The sequence below is a fragment of the Desulfovibrio sp. X2 genome (genome assembly GCF_000422205.1).
Taxonomy (GTDB): Bacteria; Desulfobacterota; Desulfovibrionia; order Desulfovibrionales; family Desulfovibrionaceae; genus Alkalidesulfovibrio.
In genome coordinates, this window is record NZ_ATHV01000022.1 from 187,471 (window position 1) to 204,776 (window position 17,306).

General features: G+C 65.3%; 20 protein-coding genes. 12 read left to right on the forward strand and 8 right to left on the reverse strand.

Annotation, left to right across the window (positions count from 1 at the left end):
* The first annotated feature begins 18 nt into the window (after positions 1-18).
* From DSX2_RS09355 to dapA, 8 genes are all read left to right on the forward strand, one after another.
* Positions 19-855 carry a hemolysin family protein gene (locus DSX2_RS09355; RefSeq protein WP_020879933.1) on the forward strand — a complete coding sequence of 279 codons (837 nt, stop codon included), beginning with the start codon at positions 19-21 and terminating at the stop codon, positions 853-855.
* A 4-nt stretch (positions 856-859) separates the two neighbouring features.
* Positions 860-2,389 (forward strand): apolipoprotein N-acyltransferase, encoded by a 1,530-nt coding sequence (gene lnt, locus DSX2_RS09360; protein ID WP_020879934.1) that lies wholly within the window; start codon positions 860-862, stop codon positions 2,387-2,389.
* Between the two features lie 32 nt (positions 2,390-2,421).
* A protein-coding gene (prfB, locus tag DSX2_RS09365) for a peptide chain release factor 2 (RefSeq protein WP_172640020.1) occupies positions 2,422-3,526 on the forward strand; the annotation gives its coding sequence in 2 pieces (ribosomal slippage) (positions 2,422-2,496 and positions 2,498-3,526; 1,104 coding nt in all).
* Complete coding sequence (locus DSX2_RS09370) at positions 3,519-4,370, forward strand: GGDEF domain-containing protein (protein ID WP_020879936.1); 852 nt, start codon at positions 3,519-3,521, stop codon at positions 4,368-4,370. Before prfB ends, DSX2_RS09370 begins: the two co-directional genes overlap by 8 nt.
* Before the next feature lie 14 nt (positions 4,371-4,384).
* Positions 4,385-5,209, forward strand: a complete 825-nt coding sequence (locus DSX2_RS09375; protein ID WP_020879937.1) for a MinD/ParA family protein — start codon at positions 4,385-4,387, stop codon at positions 5,207-5,209.
* Positions 5,210-5,323: 114 nt separating this feature from the next.
* Positions 5,324-5,599: an HU family DNA-binding protein gene (locus DSX2_RS09380; protein ID WP_020879938.1), complete on the forward strand. Its 276-nt coding sequence runs from the start codon at positions 5,324-5,326 to the stop codon at positions 5,597-5,599.
* 449 nt (positions 5,600-6,048) lie between these two features.
* A complete protein-coding gene (locus DSX2_RS09385; protein WP_020879940.1) occupies positions 6,049-6,465 on the forward strand; it encodes a hypothetical protein in 417 nt (138 codons plus the stop codon).
* Positions 6,466-6,488: 23 nt separating this feature from the next.
* Positions 6,489-7,367, forward strand: coding sequence for a 4-hydroxy-tetrahydrodipicolinate synthase (gene dapA, locus DSX2_RS09390; protein ID WP_020879941.1), 879 nt, complete (start codon positions 6,489-6,491; stop codon positions 7,365-7,367).
* Positions 7,368-7,539: 172 nt separating this feature from the next.
* On the opposite strand, the gene DSX2_RS09395 is transcribed toward dapA, so the two are convergent.
* The 3 genes from DSX2_RS09395 to dinB all read right to left on the reverse strand — a co-directional run bounded on the left by DSX2_RS09395 (position 7,540) and on the right by dinB (position 10,978).
* Positions 7,540-8,466 (reverse strand): manganese-dependent inorganic pyrophosphatase, encoded by a 927-nt coding sequence (locus DSX2_RS09395; RefSeq protein ID WP_020879942.1) that lies wholly within the window; start codon positions 8,464-8,466, stop codon positions 7,540-7,542.
* Between the two features lie 107 nt (positions 8,467-8,573).
* Positions 8,574-9,773, reverse strand: a complete 1,200-nt coding sequence (locus tag DSX2_RS09400; protein WP_020879943.1) for an aminopeptidase — start codon at positions 9,771-9,773, stop codon at positions 8,574-8,576.
* A gap of 32 nt (positions 9,774-9,805) precedes the next feature.
* Entirely contained in the window at positions 9,806-10,978 is a 1,173-nt protein-coding gene (dinB, locus tag DSX2_RS09405) for a DNA polymerase IV (RefSeq protein WP_020879944.1), read from the reverse strand.
* Between the two features lie 126 nt (positions 10,979-11,104).
* On the opposite strand from dinB, the gene DSX2_RS09410 reads away from it, so the two are divergent.
* On the forward strand, positions 11,105-11,287 hold the full coding sequence (locus DSX2_RS09410) for a hypothetical protein (RefSeq protein ID WP_020879945.1): 183 nt from the start codon (positions 11,105-11,107) through the stop codon (positions 11,285-11,287).
* A gap of 95 nt (positions 11,288-11,382) precedes the next feature.
* Here DSX2_RS09410 and DSX2_RS17560 read toward each other — a convergent pair whose 3' ends face one another.
* Both DSX2_RS17560 and DSX2_RS09420 read right to left on the reverse strand, forming a co-directional pair.
* Positions 11,383-11,877: a hypothetical protein gene (locus DSX2_RS17560; protein WP_020879946.1), complete on the reverse strand. Its 495-nt coding sequence runs from the start codon at positions 11,875-11,877 to the stop codon at positions 11,383-11,385.
* Positions 11,878-12,105: 228 nt separating this feature from the next.
* Positions 12,106-12,660: a hypothetical protein gene (locus tag DSX2_RS09420; protein WP_020879947.1), complete on the reverse strand. Its 555-nt coding sequence runs from the start codon at positions 12,658-12,660 to the stop codon at positions 12,106-12,108.
* 311 nt (positions 12,661-12,971) lie between these two features.
* Here DSX2_RS09420 and motA point away from each other — a divergent pair, with 311 nt between their 5' ends.
* Both motA and DSX2_RS09430 read left to right on the forward strand, forming a co-directional pair.
* Positions 12,972-13,823: a flagellar motor stator protein MotA gene (motA, locus tag DSX2_RS09425; RefSeq protein ID WP_020879948.1), complete on the forward strand. Its 852-nt coding sequence runs from the start codon at positions 12,972-12,974 to the stop codon at positions 13,821-13,823.
* Complete coding sequence (locus tag DSX2_RS09430) at positions 13,816-14,607, forward strand: flagellar motor protein MotB (RefSeq protein ID WP_020879949.1); 792 nt, start codon at positions 13,816-13,818, stop codon at positions 14,605-14,607. The genes motA and DSX2_RS09430 overlap by 8 nt, the downstream gene beginning before the upstream one ends.
* Here the strand turns inward: DSX2_RS09430 and DSX2_RS09435 are convergent.
* Both DSX2_RS09435 and DSX2_RS09440 read right to left on the reverse strand, forming a co-directional pair.
* On the reverse strand, positions 14,604-15,224 hold the full coding sequence (locus DSX2_RS09435) for a hypothetical protein (protein WP_020879950.1): 621 nt from the start codon (positions 15,222-15,224) through the stop codon (positions 14,604-14,606). The genes DSX2_RS09430 and DSX2_RS09435 overlap by 4 nt on opposite strands.
* A 46-nt stretch (positions 15,225-15,270) precedes the next feature.
* On the reverse strand, positions 15,271-16,026 hold the full coding sequence (locus DSX2_RS09440; protein ID WP_020879951.1) for a flagellar motor protein MotB: 756 nt from the start codon (positions 16,024-16,026) through the stop codon (positions 15,271-15,273).
* 193 nt (positions 16,027-16,219) lie between these two features.
* On the opposite strand from DSX2_RS09440, the gene DSX2_RS09445 reads away from it, so the two are divergent.
* Entirely contained in the window at positions 16,220-16,471 is a 252-nt protein-coding gene (locus tag DSX2_RS09445; protein ID WP_020879952.1) for a Nif11-like leader peptide family natural product precursor, read from the forward strand.
* A 24-nt stretch (positions 16,472-16,495) separates the two neighbouring features.
* Here the strand turns inward: DSX2_RS09445 and DSX2_RS09450 are convergent, their stop codons facing one another.
* Complete coding sequence (locus DSX2_RS09450; protein ID WP_020879953.1) at positions 16,496-17,053, reverse strand: cysteine hydrolase family protein; 558 nt, start codon at positions 17,051-17,053, stop codon at positions 16,496-16,498.
* Positions 17,054-17,306 lie beyond the last annotated feature (253 nt).

Genomic DNA, 17,306 nt, shown 5'->3' on the forward strand with positions numbered 1-17,306 from the left:
GCAACAAAGGAGTTTCGTTTGGACGACAGTAGTCCTCAAGAAGGCGGTTTCTGGTCCAGTCTCGTCGGTCTCTTCAAGAACAAGAACGGCCACACCCTCGAAGACGCGATCCGCGAAGCCCTCCGCGACGGTGAACTCACGAGCGAAGACGTCCCCATGCTGCTGGGCGTCCTCCGCCTGCAACGGCTCTACGTCCATGAACTCATGGTCCCGCGCACGGACATCGTCTGCTGCGACGTGGAAGCCGGAATCGAGGAAGTCTGCCGTCTGATCGTCGAGGAAGGACATACCCGCATCCCCATTTTTCAGGGCGACAAGGACAGCATCATCGGCATCATCCACTCCAAGGACATGCTCGGCGCCATGCTCGCGCCACCCGACGCCCGGCCTGGCGTCAGGGACATCATGCTGCCCCCCCTCTTCATCCCCGAGAACAAGAACGTGCGCGACATGCTGCACGAGTTCCTCAAGCGCCGCCAGCACCTGGCCATCGCCGTGGACGAGTACGGCGGCACCTCGGGCCTGATCACCCTCGAGGACGTCATCGAGGAGATCGTCGGCGACATCGAGGACGAGCACGACATCGACGAGCCCGACGAGATCCAGGCCCTGCCCGACGGCAGCCATCTGGTCAGCGGCCGTCTGGAGCTCGAGGAGCTGAACGAACTTCTGAACACCGCCTTCACCTCCGAGCAGGTCGAGACCATCGGCGGCTATCTGTGCGAGATCTCCGGCCGCGTGCCCAGGCAGGGCGAGGAGTTCACGCTGGAGGGACTGCATTTCCTGGTCAAGGAAGCGGACAAGAAGCAGATTCGCTGGATCCACGTCAAGTCGGACGCTCCCTCCGCCACCTGATCCCGTGCTGCTCCTCTGGACCCTCGCCATCGCCCTGGGCGCGTGGATCGGCCACGCCAATCTGTGGCTGCACGTCCCTGCCGCCTCGCTGCTCGTGCCTGCGGGCCTCGCGGCGCTCGCCCTGCGCGCGAAGAGCCCCGGCCAGGCCTTCCGCCAAGGCTTCCTGGCCGCGACGCTGGCCTATTCCGGCTGCCTCTACTGGATCGCCCTGCCCGTGCACGACTACGGGAACCTGCCCTGGCTCCTGGCCGCTCCCTGTCCCGTGCTCCTGGCCATGTACCTGGCGCTCTACGCGGGCCTCTTCTGCGCCCTCCTGCGCAGGTTCTGCGCCGACTACTCGCCCTGGCTCCTGGCCCCTGCGGCAGGCGCCATGTGGGCCGGGCTCGAGTACCTGCGGGGCTGGCTCTTCACCGGCTTCCCGTGGCTGACCACGGCCTCGGCCTTCTCCCCCTGGACGGCCATGATCCAGGCCGCGAGCGTCGTGGGCGCGCTCGGGCTCGGACTGCTGCTGGCCACGGCCGCGGTCTGGCTGCTGGGCCCCTCGCGCATGACGCTCCGCCATCGCGCCGCGGGCGTCGCGCTGCTGGCGGCGCTGCTCGGCTTCGGGCTACACCGCCTGCACACGCCGCTGCCCTCGACGGCCCAAGGTGACGGCCCCGTCCTCGTCGGGCTGGCCCAGGGCAGCATCGACCAGAGCATCAAATGGGACAAGGCCTACCAGGGCGGCACGGTGGACCGCTACCTCACCCTGAGCGGGGACCTGGAGAAGGACGGCGAGAAGCCCCTCCTCGTGGTCTGGCCCGAGACGGCACTCCCCTTCTACTACCAGGACCCCAACGAACTCGGCAGACGCGTGCGCGAGTTCGTGCGCTCCTCGGGCACGACGGTGCTCACCGGTTCCCCGGCCTACACCCTGGACGTGCGCACGAACACCTACAAGCTCTACAACCGCGCCTACCTGATCACCGGCCAGGCCCTGGACGAGCAGTACTACGACAAGCAGCACCTGGTGCCCTTCGGCGAGTACGTGCCCTTCGGCGACTGGCTGCCGCTCGGCAAGCTCGTGGAGAGCATGGGCGACTTCGTGCCCGGCACGAACGTCTCGCCTTTGCGCCTGGGCAAGGTTGCGGCAGGCATGCTCATCTGTTATGAAGCGATCTATTCGAATTTGGCGCAGCATCGCGTGTCGGCGGGGGCCAACATCCTGGTGAACATCAGCAACGACGCCTGGTTCGGCATTTCCAGCGCCCCCCTGCAACATCTCGATCTCTCGCTGCTTCGGGCCGTGGAGCAGGGCCGGTCCATGGTGCGCAGCACCAACACCGGAGTGTCCGCGTTCATAGACCCTTACGGAAGGGTCCTGGAGCGCACCCCCCTCTTCCACACGGCCGCGCGGGCGCGGGTGCTCGAGTTGCGGAACGAGACGACGGTCTACCATCGCTTCTTCCGCCTCGTCCACGTGCTGATCTACGCCATGGCCCTGCTGCCCATCGCGGTCGGGCTTGCGGCGAGGCGGCGCCTGGCCCGGGACTAGACGACAGACAGATACAAGGATACGCAGTTCCCATGTTGCAATACGCCGATCTCAAGACGGAAAGTCTGCCTCTTCTCGAGAAATTCGACTCGCTCTGGAGGCGTCTTTGACCCCTCCGCAATCACCAATCGCCTGCACGAGATAGAGACCGAGCTTTCACGCCCCGGCGCCTGGGACAACCCGGATGCGCTCAGGCCCGCCCTCAAGGAGAAAAGTCGCCTCGAGGACACGGCCGGACGCCTGGAGAAGCTCAGGAAGGTCAAGGGAGACGTGGAGGACTGGCTCGGCCTGGCCATCGAGGACCAGAGCGCAGAGGTCCTGGAGACGCTGAACGAGTTGATCGGGCAGCTGAACGGCCTGATCGAGGCGACCGAACTCGCTGAGCTGCTCTCGCGTCCCGAGGACAAGAGCGCGGCCATCCTGGAGATCCATCCCGGCGCGGGCGGCACCGAGGCCCAGGACTGGGCCGAGATGCTCCTGCGCATGTACCGTCGCTGGGCCGAGCGCAAGGAGTTCACCGTCGAGTTCCTCGACTATCTCGAGGGCGAGGAGGCGGGGCTCAAGAGCGTGACCGTGCAGATCACCGGCCCCTACGCCTACGGCTTCCTCAAGGGCGAGGCCGGAATCCACCGCCTGATCCGAATCTCGCCCTTCGACGCCTCGGGCCGTCGCCACACCTCCTTCGCCTCGGTGGACGTCTATCCCGACGCGGACGACGACATCGAGATCGAGATCAAGGAGGAGGACGTGCGCGTGGACACTTATCGCGCGAGCGGCGCGGGCGGCCAGCACGTGAACAAGACGAGCTCGGCCGTGCGCCTGACGCACATGCCCTCCGGCATCGTGGTGCAGTGCCAGAACGAGAAGTCCCAGATCCGCAACAAGGAGACGGCCTACAAGATCCTGCGCGCCAGGCTCTACGAGGCCGAGATGCGCAAAAGGCAGGCCGAGCGCCAGGCCCAGTACGAGACCAAGGACGCCATCGCCTGGGGCAGCCAGATCCGCACCTACACCCTACAGCCCTACCGGCTGGTCAAGGACCACCGCACCGGGACGGAGATCGGCAACGTGGACGCAGTGCTCGACGGCGAACTGGATCAGCTCATCCGCAACTACCTCCTGCAGTTCCATGGCTGATTTCGAACTGCTGGCGGACGAAGGGCACACCCTGGCCCGGGAGCTCGAGCGGCTGCGCGAGCAGATAAAGCTCAGCGGGAGCGTGGAGGAGAATTCGAGCAAGAACGTGCTCGCCATCCTCCGCCTCTGCCCCGGCCTCATCCTGGACGACTGGCAGAGCCTCTCGACCAGCTTCAATCTTGCCGAATGGCTCGCCATGCCGCTTCAGGGCGACCTCTACCCGCAGATCCTGCATCTGCAGCAGCGCATGAGCAACCTGGCCCATCTCTCGGACCACGACGCGCTGACCGGGCTGTCCAACCGACGTGCCTTCGAACGGGCCCTGGACCTGGAGATAGAGCGCAGCCGCAGGACGCACAGCTCCATCTCCCTGGTCGTCTTCGACATCGACGATTTCAAGAGGATCAACGACACCTACGGTCATCCGGCGGGCGACAAAGTCCTGGTGGCCCTGTCCAGCGTGCTGGAGCACGAGAAGCGCCGCTACGACATGGCCGCGCGCACGGGCGGGGAGGAGTTCTCCCTCGTGCTCACGGGCGCCGGGCTCCTGCGCGCCCAGTCCATGGTCGAACGTGTCCTCGAGAGCGTGCGGAACCTGCGCATCGAGCACAACGGAAACGTCATCGGGCTGACCTGTTCCGCGGGCATCGCCAGCTACAAGGGCCGGGTGGACATGACGCTCGCCGGCTTCGTCGAGCTCGCGGACAACGCCCTGTACGAGGCCAAGCGGACCGGCAAGAACCGGTACGTCAGCGCGCCCATTCCGGACATGGCTGCGCCCCTGCCCGAATCCACCCTGGTCCATTCCAGCGAAAAGAAATTCCTCTTCACCGGAATCAAATGAGAGGCGCCACGACGATGAATTCCAACAAGACCCTGTCGATCTCGATCATGAGCGGCAAAGGCGGCGTGGACAAGACCAATATATCCCTTTCCCTCGGCTACGCCCTGCACGCAGAGGGCAAGGGCGTGCTGCTGCTCGACTGTGACCTGGGCCTGGCCAACCTCGACGTCCTGCTCGGCCTCTCCCCGGACAAGAACCTGCAGGACCTGCTGCGGCCGGAAGTCAACTCCGGCGACGTGGTCGTGAACATCGAGCCGGGCGGCCTCGACTTCCTGCCCGCGGCCTCGGGCGTGCCCGAGCTCGTGGAGATGGACGAGGACATGCAGGATCTCCTCTTCAAGAAACTGGTGCAGCTCATCGGCGGCTACGACTTCCTGATCCTGGACCTCGGAGCGGGCATCAACAAGACGGTGCTTTCCTTCGCGGCCATGACGCAGATCAGGGTGGTGGTGGTCACGCCGGAACCGACCTCGCTCACGGACAGCTACGCGCTGATGAAGGTGCTGCACCAGCACCACGACATCGACGACTTCCTGGTCCTGGTCAACCAGGCCACGCCGGCCGAGGCCAAGCAGACCTTCGAGCGTCTCTCCGCGGCCTGCAAGAAGTTCCTGGGCATCACCATCCGGAGCCTGGGCTCGGTGCGCTCGGACAAGAGCGTGCTCGAGGCCGTGCGGCGGCAGACGCCGCTCATGAAGTACGCGCCCGATTCCGAGGCGGCCAAGGACGTCTCCGGCCTTGCCGCGAAGCTCGAGCGCTTCCGTTCGGACAATCAGAAGCTCATCGCCGCAACGCCCCCGCTCAAGAACTTTCCCGAGTTGGGCGCACCTGGGGCTTGACGACGAAGCGGTCTTTTGGGCACTCTCGCAACCGCTGGAAGCTCAGGAGTTTTTCCTCCTTCCGGCCCCGTCCGGTTACGTCGCGGACGGGATACAACCTCCTGAGGTAGGACCATGAACAAGAGCGAACTGATCAAGAAGCTGGCGGAGAAGAAAGAACTGCATATCGACGAAGCCTCCATCATCGTCAACGCCTTCATCGACTCCATCAAGGATTCGCTGATCGCCGGGGATCGTGTCGAGATTCGTGGATTCGGCAGCTTCAAGGTCAAGGATTACCAGGGATACACCGGCCGCAACCCCAAGACCGGCGCGCTGGTCGACGTCCATCCCAAACGCCTGCCCTTCTTCCGCCCCGGCAAGGAACTCAAGGAATACTTGAACAAGTGATGGGGCGGCTGGCGCGATTATTCCTGTTTGCAACGCTGCTTCTCGCCGCCTTCGCGACTCCCGGGCGCGCCGAGCCCGTCCTGACCGTGCTCTACACGGGCAAGACGTTCGGGAAATACGAACCGTGCCCCTCCTGAGGCCATACCACCATCGGTGGACTGGCCCGGCGGGTCAGTTTTTTCAGGCAAGAAGAGGACAAGTGCGACGGCCGGCTGCTGAAGCTGGCGGGCACCTGGGAGTTCATTGACGAGGACGGCAGGGCTCCCGATCCCACGACCCTCGCCCGGCTGGGCAAGGTCTACGCGGGGCTCGGGTATACCGCTGGCCTTCTGGCGGACGCGGAGCGCAAGGCGCTGACGGCGGCCGGGGTCGCAATCCCCCCCGCCTTCACGAGCCCGCAGAAGATCGAGACGCGACTGCTGAAGACCACGGACGGCACGGTCGGCCTCGTGCTCCTGCCGGAAGTGACGACGCCTTCGCCCACGGCCGCGCAGTTCGACGCGGCCGCAGCCGCGGCCAAGGAGCTCAGGGGCAAGGCGAAACTGGTCATCGGACTGTCGCCATGGGACGTGGATGCGGAGCAGGTGCTCCTTTCCCGCCCGGACAACGCCTTCGACATCTTCGTCGGCAGCGGCCGGGGCCGGGGCATCGTCGGAATGTTCACGGCCTTCGACAAGACCCTGTGGGTCAGGCCCTACGCCGAGGGAAAGGCGGTGGGGAGCATCGAGGTCCTGGCCTGGCCGGACAGGAGCCCCGATTTCAAATGGAAGCAAGACGCCAACGTGCGCTTCACGGTCGTGCCCCTGAAGGACGATCTGCCGGACGATCCCGATACGGCCGCCGTGCTCACGGGCGTCGTGAAATAACAACCCGCGCAAAGGAGTCAGCCATGCAATTCCAAGGCGCCTATACCGCCCTCGTCACGCCGTTCAGGAACGGCGCCGTCGACGAAGAGGCCTACCGCGCGCTCATCGAGTGGCAGATCGAACAGGGTATCCACGGCGTGGTTCCCTGCGGCACCACCGGCGAGTCGGCCACCCTGTCCCACGAAGAGCACATGCGTGTTATCAGCATCTGCGTGGAGCAGGTCAAAGGCCGCGTGCCGGTCATCGCGGGCGCGGGCTCCAACAACACCCGCGAGGCCATCGAGCTGACCCGCTTCGCCAAGGAGGCCAAGGCCGACGCGGCGCTGCACATCACCCCCTACTACAACAAGCCCACGCCCGCAGGGCTGGTGGCCCATTTCAAGGCCATCGCCGCGGAAGTGAGCATGCCCTTCGTCGTCTACAACGTGCCGGGCCGCACGGCTTCCAACGTGCTGCCCTCCACCCTTGCGGCCATCCGCAAGGCCGTGCCCGAGGTCATCGGCGTCAAGGAGGCCACGGCCAACCTGACCCAGATCTCCGACGTGCGCGAGTGCTGCGGCGACGACTTCATGATCCTTTCGGGCGACGACTTCACGGTCCTGCCGACCCTGGCCATCGGCGGCTGCGGCGTCATCTCCGTGACCTCGAACATCGTTCCCTCCCTGATGGCCCAGCTCTGCGACGCCTTCTTCAAGGGCGACATCGCCAAGGCCCAGGAGCTGCACTTCCGCCTCTCGCCGCTGAACCGGGCCATGTTCATCGAGACCAACCCCATCCCGGTCAAGACGGCGCTCGCGATGATGGGCCGCATCGGTCCGGAGCTGCGCCTGCCCCTGGTCCCGCTCACCCCCGAGCACGAGAAGTCGCTGCGCGACACCCTGACCACGGCCGGTCTGCTCTAGCCTCCCCTGCCCCGCGTGTGACGAAGGCCGGACGGCGCATGCCGCCCGGCCTTTTTTCGCGTTCGCCGGGGGCACGCTTTCCTTCCGCCAGCCGTTCAACGACGCAAAAAAAGCCCGCCCGGTTTCCCGGGCGGGCGATTCTGCTTTTCCAAGTCGATGGCGGAGACCTGGTCTAGCCCTTGAAAGCCTTCTCGAAGGGAGGCACGACCTGCTTCTTGCGGGAGAGCACGCCGTCGAGCCACACGCTCTTGCCGTCGATCTTCTTGCCGAAGGCCTTCTCGACCACGGCGGGATCGTCGGTGAGGCAGAGCATTTCGGAGCCTTCCTTCATGATGTCGGTCAGCAGCAGGAAGATGGAGTGGTTGCCGCCGGCGGCCTTGGCCTTCTCCATCTCGGCGTACAGGCCTTCCTTGTACGGGGTCAGGATGGACAGGTCCACGACCTCGAGCTGGCCGATGCCGACCTTTTTGCCGGCCATGTCGAAGTCCTTGTAGTCGCGGTTCAGCAGATCCTTCATCGGGGTGCCGTCCACGGCGGACTTGACCTTGAACATCTCGACGCCGATGGACATGTAGTCGGTGACGCCGGCGATCTTGGCCAGGGAGTCGACCGCCTTCTTGTCGGCGTCGGTGCAGGTCGGGGACTTGAACATGACGGTGTCGGAGAGGATGGCGCAGAGCATGGCGCCGGCGATGGCCTTGGGCACCTCGACCTTGAAGAAGTCGTACATGCCCTTGATGACGGTGCAGGAGCAGCCCACCGGCCACACCCACATCTCGAGCGGGTTGGTGGTGGTCACGTCGCCCAGCTTGTGGTGGTCGACGATGGCCACGATCTCGCCCTTGTCGAGATTGGCGAGGCTCTGGGCCAGGTCGGAGTGGTCGACCAGGATGATCTGCTGACCGGTCGCGTCGGTCACCACCTCGGGGGCGGCCAGGCCGAACTTGTCGAGGACGAACTTGGACTCGGGGTTGACCGCGCCCTGGGCCACGGGCTTGGTGTCCTTCCCGTAGACCTTCTTGTACAGGTCGGCGATGGCGATGGACGACACGATGGTGTCGGTATCCGGGTTCTTGTGACCAACAGCAATAATGGCCATGATCTCCTCCTCAAATGACTTTTGTGTCTTGTTCCCGAAGGGGAATGTGACATTTATCACAATACCCTCGGGCTGCCAAGACCCTTCGAGGCATTTTTTCCAACCCCTCAGAGTACGAACTGTCCGGCTTCGTAAATGATCCGATGCCCGCCTCCTGGCAGCCTCGCCGTGACCACCTTGTTCTCCGTGTTCACAAGGTCCCAGTGCAGGGCCGAGACATTGTACCCGAGCCGCTTCTTGAGGTCGTCGTTCAGGATCGCCGGGTCGCCGTCGAAGGTGTCAGAATAGGACATGCCGAGCGCGATGTGGCAGTTGCCGTGCTCGCCGCCGAAATTCTCGTCGTAGAGCGTATGGGCCATGAAGCGGTCGATGCGCGAAAAGCGTTTGTCCGTGAGCGAGAACTCGCCCACTCGCCGCGCTCCCTGGTCCATGGAGACCTGCCGCAGGGCGAAGCCCTCCCCGCTCTCGGCCGAAAGGCTCTCGACCGCGCCCTCCTTGAAGACCAGCCGCACGCCCTGCACGGTGTTGCCGCTGCGGAACGACGGCTGGTCCGCATAGAAGACGCCGCGCGTGCCGCGGTTGTCCGGCGAGGTGTAGATCTCGAAGCTCGGCACGTTGTGACCGGTGAGCCCGAGCCAGCGGCGATGCTCGCCCATGGCCACCGTAAGGTCGATGTTCTCCGATTCCAGGCGCAGGGAGACGATGCGCATTCCCGTGAGCCAGGTCTTGATCTCCTGCGCCTGCTCCCAGATGCTCTTCCACTTGGCCACGGCATCGCTCGAGGTGAGCATGCAGGCGCGCGCGATGCGCCCGGCGTACTCCTCCGCGCTCTGCCCGGAATGGCCTGCCAGGGCCTTGGTCGGATAGAGCGCCAGGGTCCAGCCGAAGCGGCCGAGTTCCTCCTGGCGGTCGAGGATGTCGCGCAGGGGCCGGAGCGCCAGCTGCCGCGCCGCGATGTCCTCGGGATTCACGTGGCAGAGGTGGGTCAGGGAGTCCGGGGCCAGAAGATAGATGCCGCCGGCAAGCCCCCGCATCAGCTCCTCCTCCCCCGGGGGGACGAAGCGCAGCTGGTTGAAGCGGCCCAGGCCGTAGAGCGACGTCTCCATGGTCGGCGTCATGTTCATGCGCAGGACGGGATTGCAGTTGGCCTCCAGGAGCTGGGCGAAAACCGTCTCAGCCAGCGGCAGGGCCGCATGGTCGAAACGGACGAGCACCGGCGCGCCCGCGGCCAGGGGCTCCTTGCGCGAGGTGCGAAGCGCCCACAGGAGCACCTCGGCGTAACGGTCGAGCTGGGTCTGGTCGAACACGGATCCTCCATCGGGTTCCACAGTTTTCCGCCTCACTTCCTGCGGCGGAATCCGAACAATTGGCCTCGCACCACGGCGGCGTCGCCGAAGCGCTCGTTCAGCGCGTCCAGGGTCTGGTCCAGGCGGTCCGTCCGAGCCCGGGGCGCCTCGCCCAGCAGGTCGAGCTGGCGTTCCCCGCGCGAAAACCCGGAGACGCTGACGCCGATGAGCCTGAGCGGCTGGGGCAGCGGCAGGGCCGCGAACAGCTCCTCGGCCGCGCGGTAGATCTCCTCCGTGGTCTGCACGGGTCGCGGCAGCGTGCGGCTGCGCGTGACGGTCTTGAAATCGCGGTACTTGGCCTTCAGGGTCACGGTGCGGCCGTGCCAGCCGTACTTGCGCAGGTCGCGCCCCACGCGCTCGGACTGGTGCAGAAGCCAGCGCCTGAGCTCCTCGCGGTCGTCAGTGTCCTTCTCGAAGGTGTTCTCCGCACCGGACGACTTGGGGTCGGAGTGCGGCACGACGTTCGTGCTCCCGAGCCCCTGGGCGCGGGCGTAGAGGAAATCAGCGGTCTTCTCGCCCATGCGCTCCACCCAGAAGGAGTGGGAGAAGCGCAGCACGTCGGCGATGACGCGCACGTTGAGCGACTGCAATTCCTCGGCCAGGCGTCTGCCCACGCCGGGGATCTTGTACGGCACCAAGGCTTTGAGGAAGGCCGGAACGTCCGCGGGCAGCAGGATGTAGATGCCGTCGGGCTTGTTCAGGTCCGAGCAGATCTTGGCCAGGAACTTGTTGGGCGCTATGCCCACGGAACAGGTGAGCCCCGTCGCCTCGACGATGGCCGCCTTCATCAGCCGAGCCAGCTCCAGGGGGCTCTCGTAGAGCAGCCCCATGCCCGAGATGTCCACGTAGGCCTCGTCCACCGAGGTCTGCTGCACGAGCGGCGAGAAGCCGTGCACCACGGCCATGACCTGGCGCGAGACCTCGCCGTAACGCCTGTGGCGACCGGGCAGGAAGATGCCGTGCGGGCAGAGCTTGCGAGCCTGGGCCACGGGAATGGCCGAGCGCACGCCGTACTTCCGGGCCTCGTAGGAGGCCGCCGAGACCACTCCCCGGTCGGAGGCGCCGATGATCACCGGCTTGCCCTTGAGCTCCGGGTTGTCCGCCTCCTCCACCGAGGCAAAAAATGCGTCCATGTCGAGATGGAGTATGATGGGCTCTTGGTCCACGGTTTCCCGTTCCCGCTCTGATCGAAGTGTCTGCGAATCTACCGTATGCGCCGACGAAACGCCACATCCGCGTAATCCGCGGGCGACATGGCAGGCGTAGCACCCGGGCCCAGGGAGGAGGAAAACATGACCATCACCTTTCTGCGCGAGGCCCGCGAGGCAGAGCGCATAGCCGTCAAGTGTCCGGGCTGCAGCGGCCCGATCCTGGTCAAGTACGCCGAGCGCACGCGCAGCCGGGAGATATGCCCGACCTGCGCCCAGCGCATCCTGGTACAGATATACACCAGGGGCATGATCGTGCTCGACTGAACCGGGAGCGCCCGCGGCCCGGACGCAAAAAAGGCCCCGGGCGGATGCCCGGAGCCCTTCTGGTATCGTCTTTCAGCGACGAGGCGCCGTCCGCGCTACTGCGCGGCCTGGGGCTCGGCAGGCTGGGCGGCAGCGGGCTCGGGCGCGGGCTGCACGGAAGCCGGAGCGGCCTCGGGCGCGACAGCGGCAGCTCCCTGGTTCTGCACGGCCATGATGGTCTGCAGCGCCTCCTCGAGCTTGGCGGCGTCCGCGGGCGAGACCTTGCCGCGCAGGTAGTCGAGCTTGGAGGTGATGTCGTGCAGCTGGTCCACGACCATGGAGCGCTGCATCTTGGCGGGCAGCTCGGCCACCGTGGTCTTCAGCTGGCTCACGTCGGTGTTCACGGTCTTCATGTCGGCCGAGAGGCCCTTGATGTTCTGGTTGAGGCCGAAGAAGAAGACCGCAAGCAGCAGGATGGAGAGGATGGAGATGAAGATGGCGACCTTGCCCAGGTCGCGGCTGGTCTTGTCCGTGGCCTCGACGGGGATGGAGCCGTCCTCCGAGCCCTTGCGGTAGTCGTTCATGGAAGAGATCTTCTCGGAGCCGGTCATTGCTGTCCTCCCGTGGTGCCGAATGTTCTGGTTCGAGGCCGTGGTACGAAGGCCCTGCGCGGGCCTGTGCATGCGGGCAGGGCACGTGGGGCTTTGCCGCCCTGTGCCGTCCTTTCTCCCTAAACCATCGGGAGCGGGCTTTCAACAGCCGCGCGGCTCCCTGCTCTCTTCGCTGAGATGAAAAAGCCCGGCGGGGCCGGGCTCTGTCGTCTTGTGCCGGTCCTGCGGCTACCCGAAGCTGCGGGCGAAGAGCACGGCAATGGCCGTGCGGCCGTTTTCCTCGAGAAAGCGCGTGCCTGTGCCGGTGAAATGATGGTGGGAGATGACGGGGTCGCCCGCCGGGTCCCAGCGCTCCTTGTTCCAGAAGAACCAGCCGTCCTTGACCTGGTCGAAGACATAGAGCGGCTTGTTGCAGAGCTTGGCGAACTCGGCGCCCCAGCCGGTTCCGCCGGTGACCGTGTCGTCCTCGAGGATGTTGCCCACCACGAAGACCTCATGGCCGCTGGAAACCTGCCAGCAGATGCTCTGCAGAACCTTTCGGAAGAGCGGAGCCTGCGAATAGTTGCGATGCATGAGCCGAGAGACGTAGGTCATGCTCACGTCCTTGAGGCGCAACTCCTCCTGGGTGAGGATGCGCACTCCGCGCGAGCGCGTGCTCTGGTGCCCCTCGAAGCTGTAGTTGACCTCTTCAAGTCCGTATTTTTCGGCCATCTCGCCGAAAACCTGCTCCGCTCCGTTGGCGCCGCCGCTGTACAGGATACATTCACTCGGGTTCAAACGCATCTCTCGGACTCCTTGGCAGGGTTGTATGGTCTATCCCGCCGGGTAGCACAGGACGCCCACGAGGGCAACAATCGCGGGCACTGAGCGAGTTGGTCGCGGCGTTCGACAATGAAGTGGGGTAAACCCTACCTTGCCGCGTGACCGCACCGCGTCTATACAAACGGACGTCTTGCGGAAGTCCCGCAAAGGGGTGTATTCGACTGGTCTTTTCAAGCCCGATCCGGCGGGCGGAAGCGCACGGCGAATGTTCTCCAGGCTGAACGCGGCGCCGGAACATTCCCAGTCACGAGGCGAGGAGGGACGACCCCCGCATGATAGCTATTGTCGGTATATTCGTAGTCCTGGGCTGCGTTGTGGGCGGCTTCCTGCTGGAAGGCGGCCACCTCGGCATCCTCATCCAGCCCATTGAAGCCCTGATCATCGGCGGCGCAGCCCTGGGCTCGTTCCTGATCGCCTCGCCCATGAGCGTGGTCAAGGACGTCTTCTCCCACATCCTCAAGATCTTCACGGCCAAGGAGAAGAGCAAGAAGGACTACCTGGAGCTCCTCTCCGTGATGTTCGGCCTGTTCAGCGAGGCCAGACGCGGCGGCGCGGTGGCCATGGACCAGCACATCAACAAGCCCGACCAGAGCAAGATCTTCACCAAGTATCCGGGCGTGCTCAAGGACAAGGCCGTCACCCGCTTTCTGTGCGACAACCTGAAAGTGGTGCTCTCCGGCAACATCGAGCACCACTTCATGGACGCGCTCATGGACTTCGACATCTCCACCCGGCATCACCACCACCTCATCCCCTCGCAGAGCGTGACCAAGATCGCCGACTCCCTGCCGGGTCTGGGCATCGTGGCCGCGGTGCTCGGCGTGGTGCTGACCATGGGCAAGCTCGACCAGCCGCCCGAGGTCCTCGGCCACTCCATCGGCTCCGCCCTGCTCGGCACGTTCCTCGGCGTGCTCCTGTGCTACGGCTTCGTCGGCCCCATGGCCTCGAGCCTGGAGCACATGGCGGCGGCCAAGCAGACCCAGCTCAAGGTGGTGAAATCGGCCCTCTCGGCCTACCTCATGGGACTCGCGCCCATCCTGGCCGTGGAGGCCGGGCGGCGCGCCATCCCCGGGCACGTGCAACCCACCTTCGAGGAGCTCGAGGAGGCCATGAAGGGTGCCTAGCCAGGCGGACAAGAACCGCCTCTACATCGTGCGCCAGGAAGAGGCCGGCCACGGGGGGCATCACGGCGGCAGCTGGAAGGTTGCCTATGCCGACTTCGTCACCGCGCTCATGGCCCTGTTCCTGCTCCTGTGGCTGCTCCTGGCCCTGAAGCCGCAGCAGAAGAAACAGCTCGCGAGCTTCTTCCAGGACCCGGACGCCTTCCACGAGGCGACGGTCTCCCAGGGAGCGCCGGTTCCCTCGGCCCAGCCCGCACGCTCGGACTTCACCGCCACGACGCGCCAGAAGCAGCTGCTGCGCGACATCTCCGACCGGCTGCGCGACTTCGTGACCAAGGATCCGGACATGGCCCGGGCGACGAGCATCACTTCCGAGAGCGGCGGCATCCTGATCCGCATGGGCGCCTCGCTGCTCTTCACGCCCGGAACCAGCCAACTGACGGCCGAGGCGCCGCACGTGCTCCAGGAAGTGGCCTCGATCCTGAAGGAAAAGGACGTGGTCCTGCAGGTCCGGGGACACACGGACGACAGCGAGTCCACGAGCGGACTCTACCACTCGCGATGGGAGCTCTCCACTGCGCGCGCGGCCAGCGTGGTCAGCATGCTCATAAGCCGTTTCGGGATAGATCCCAGGCGACTGGAGGCCATCGGCTACGCCGACACCCAGCCTCTGGTGCCCAACGACACCCCAGAAAACAGGGCCCGCAACAGGCGCGTGGAATTCTTCTTCGCCATCAGCGGCACCACGGGCGACGAGGCCCCGGCCGTGGCGTTGCCGCCGTCCTAGTCGGCCGGATCTGCCGGAGCGGAAGCGCTCTCGGCCATGCCGCACTCCCCGATCTCTTCGTGCAGTCTGGGGTCGACCGCGTTCGCGATCTCGGCCAGCAGGCGGTCCATGCGCAGTCCGAGTGAAATCGCTCTTTTCTCGGCGCGGCTCACCCTGTCCTTCTCGTCGCACCAGCGCGTCAGATCGGCGATGCCGTACTTCTCCACGTTGAGGAAATTCACGATCTTGTCCTGGGCGTCGCCCGAGCCCTCGCAGACGACGCGCAGCCCGAGGAAGACGCGCTCGTCTGTCTGGCGCGCGGCCTGAACCGTGCAGCCGAGCAGCAGGACGAAGGGCTCGTCAGCGGGATCGAGAGGGCTCGAAAGCTTCATGTACAGGAGCACGGCATGGGATTGGAGGTCTGCCGGGAAATGGCGGCAGGCGCGGCGGAAGGAGATGCCCACACCCTCGGCCGAGATGTTGTCCAGATGAAGCGAGCAGTTCACGCGCCCCAGAAGCAGGTTCGGCAGGCCGAGCTCGCTGATGTGGATGGCCTGGGGGCACGGCAAGGGATAAAACCAGGCAGCCAGCTCGTAGACGTCTCCATCCTCGATGTCTATGCGGAAACTGTTGCGCATGTCCCCTCCTCCCCTGTGCAGGCGGCTCTCTCGTGCGTCCAGGCGGCTATTTCGAGGAGTCGACCAGTGAATAGTAGATTTCGATGCGCCTGTTGAGGGCCCGGTTCTCGTCGCTGGTATTGGGCACGAGGGGCCTCGAGTCGCCGAGCCCGACCGCCTCGTAGTGCACCGGAGGCAGCGTGAACTTGTGGGTGATGTATTCCAGGGCCGCAGCCGCACGCGCGGCGGAGAATTCCCACTTGTTCGGGTAGCGGGTGCCCTGTACCTCCTGATCGTCGGAATAGCCGCGCACCTGCAGATTCACCTGGTGCTTCATCAGCACTGCGGCAACTCCGTCCAGGATGCGCATGGCCTCGGGCGTCAGATCGACGGAGCCCGCCTTGAACAGGGCGCTGCTCGGCAGGGTGACCTTGATGCCGCCCTTGTCGTCCAGGGTCACGCCCGCGCCGGGCAGCGTCTTGAGTTCGTCCTTGAGGAGCTCCTTCAGCTGTCCCGCGACGTCCAGCTGCAGACGCTGACGCACGTCCAGGCGGGCGATGGCCTGCTTGGCGTCCACGATCTCGCCGATGATCGGCTTGCCGTTCTCGTCGACGTGGGCCTTGACGCTTTCGGGGTTGCGGAAGAACTGCGCGAGCTGCTGCTTCTGCTGGGGCTTCAGGGCCAGAAGGAGCCACAGGAGCAGGAACAGGGCCATCATGGCGGTCACGAAGTCCGCATAAGCCACCTTCCAGCTGCCGCCGTGGTGCTCGTGGTGCTCCTCTGCGGGCTTGCGGATGACGACGATTTCGCGACTTCTGGCCATGTCTTCCTTTCAGGCGCCTGCTGCGGTGTGCTGCGCCCTCGCCCCTTGTGGTGAAATGTCCATGAAAGGTCAAGCAGGGAGGACATGCTGCCCTGGCGCGGCTGGGTGCCAGGGCGCAGGGTACGATAGCGCTGGCCTCCTGCGCCGTGAAATGCTATTTTTGCAAAACAACGTCATTCCCAGGAGATTCCCCATGCCCATGGCTCACGTCCGTCCCTTCCTCAAGCAGGCCTTGACCGACAAGGAGCTTCGCGACAGGCTTCTTGCGGCCTCCAACGGAGCCGAACGCGTCGAGATCCTCGCAGCCGAAGGCTACGAATTCACGGACGAGGAATTCGAGGAAGGCTACCGCGGCGTGCTCACCAGCCTGCAATTCGAGCGTGACGCCGACCAGCTCAAGGAATTCAAGCTCATGTGGGACATGTTGCGCCGGGTCTCCCCCTAGTCGGCAGTCCCCGCGCGGTCACCATCACCGCGCGAGTGCCGCGCACAGCGCGTCCGTCTCCACCACCTCGGCATAGACCATGCCCAACGCAGCCAGGAAGGCAGCCCGCGCCTGCGACGGAGTGACGGCCACTCCGCCGTGTTTCAGGGCGCAGGCGGCCGTGGCATCACCCGCCACCACGCAGGCGTAGCCCATGTCCCAGGCCGCGCGCACCGTGGCATCTATGCACATGTTGGTCATCATGCCCGCCACGACGAGACGCTTTGCGCCTACAGCGCCCAGTTTCTCTTCGAGATCCGTGCCGCGGAACGAGTTGGGAAAGTTCTTGGTCACCACGGCCTCGCCGGGCAGCGGGGCCACGATGTCCGGGAAGTCGCAGCCAGGCGTGCCGGGCAGGAAGAAGGTCGAGCCGGGGCGCACGGATTCGTGGCGCACGTGCACAACGGGCAAGCCGAGTTCGCGGAATCTGGACAGCACCGCCGTTGCCTTGGCCCCTGCCTCCACGGCATGCTCCAGGGCCATGCGGCCGCCCGGAAAATAGTCGTTCTGGATGTCCACGAGAACCAGCGCGGTGTCAGTCATTACGTGCTCCATTTCGTCGTTTCGGCCGCTTCTCCGGCCTCACAGGCTCCCTTTCGCAGCAGAGCCGCCGGCGTGAGAACAGGTGAGGTCCAGCACGACACAGCCCGGAATGCCCTAGCTTGCCGCCCCGGAAGTATCTCCGTACGGCGAGTTGTCTACAACAATCCCTTCACGCCGTCATCCGGCCGCGCACCGGGTTTCGGGGAGCATGACTCCCGGGCTCACGTCGCCTCGTCTTTCCGCGGGTGCTCTC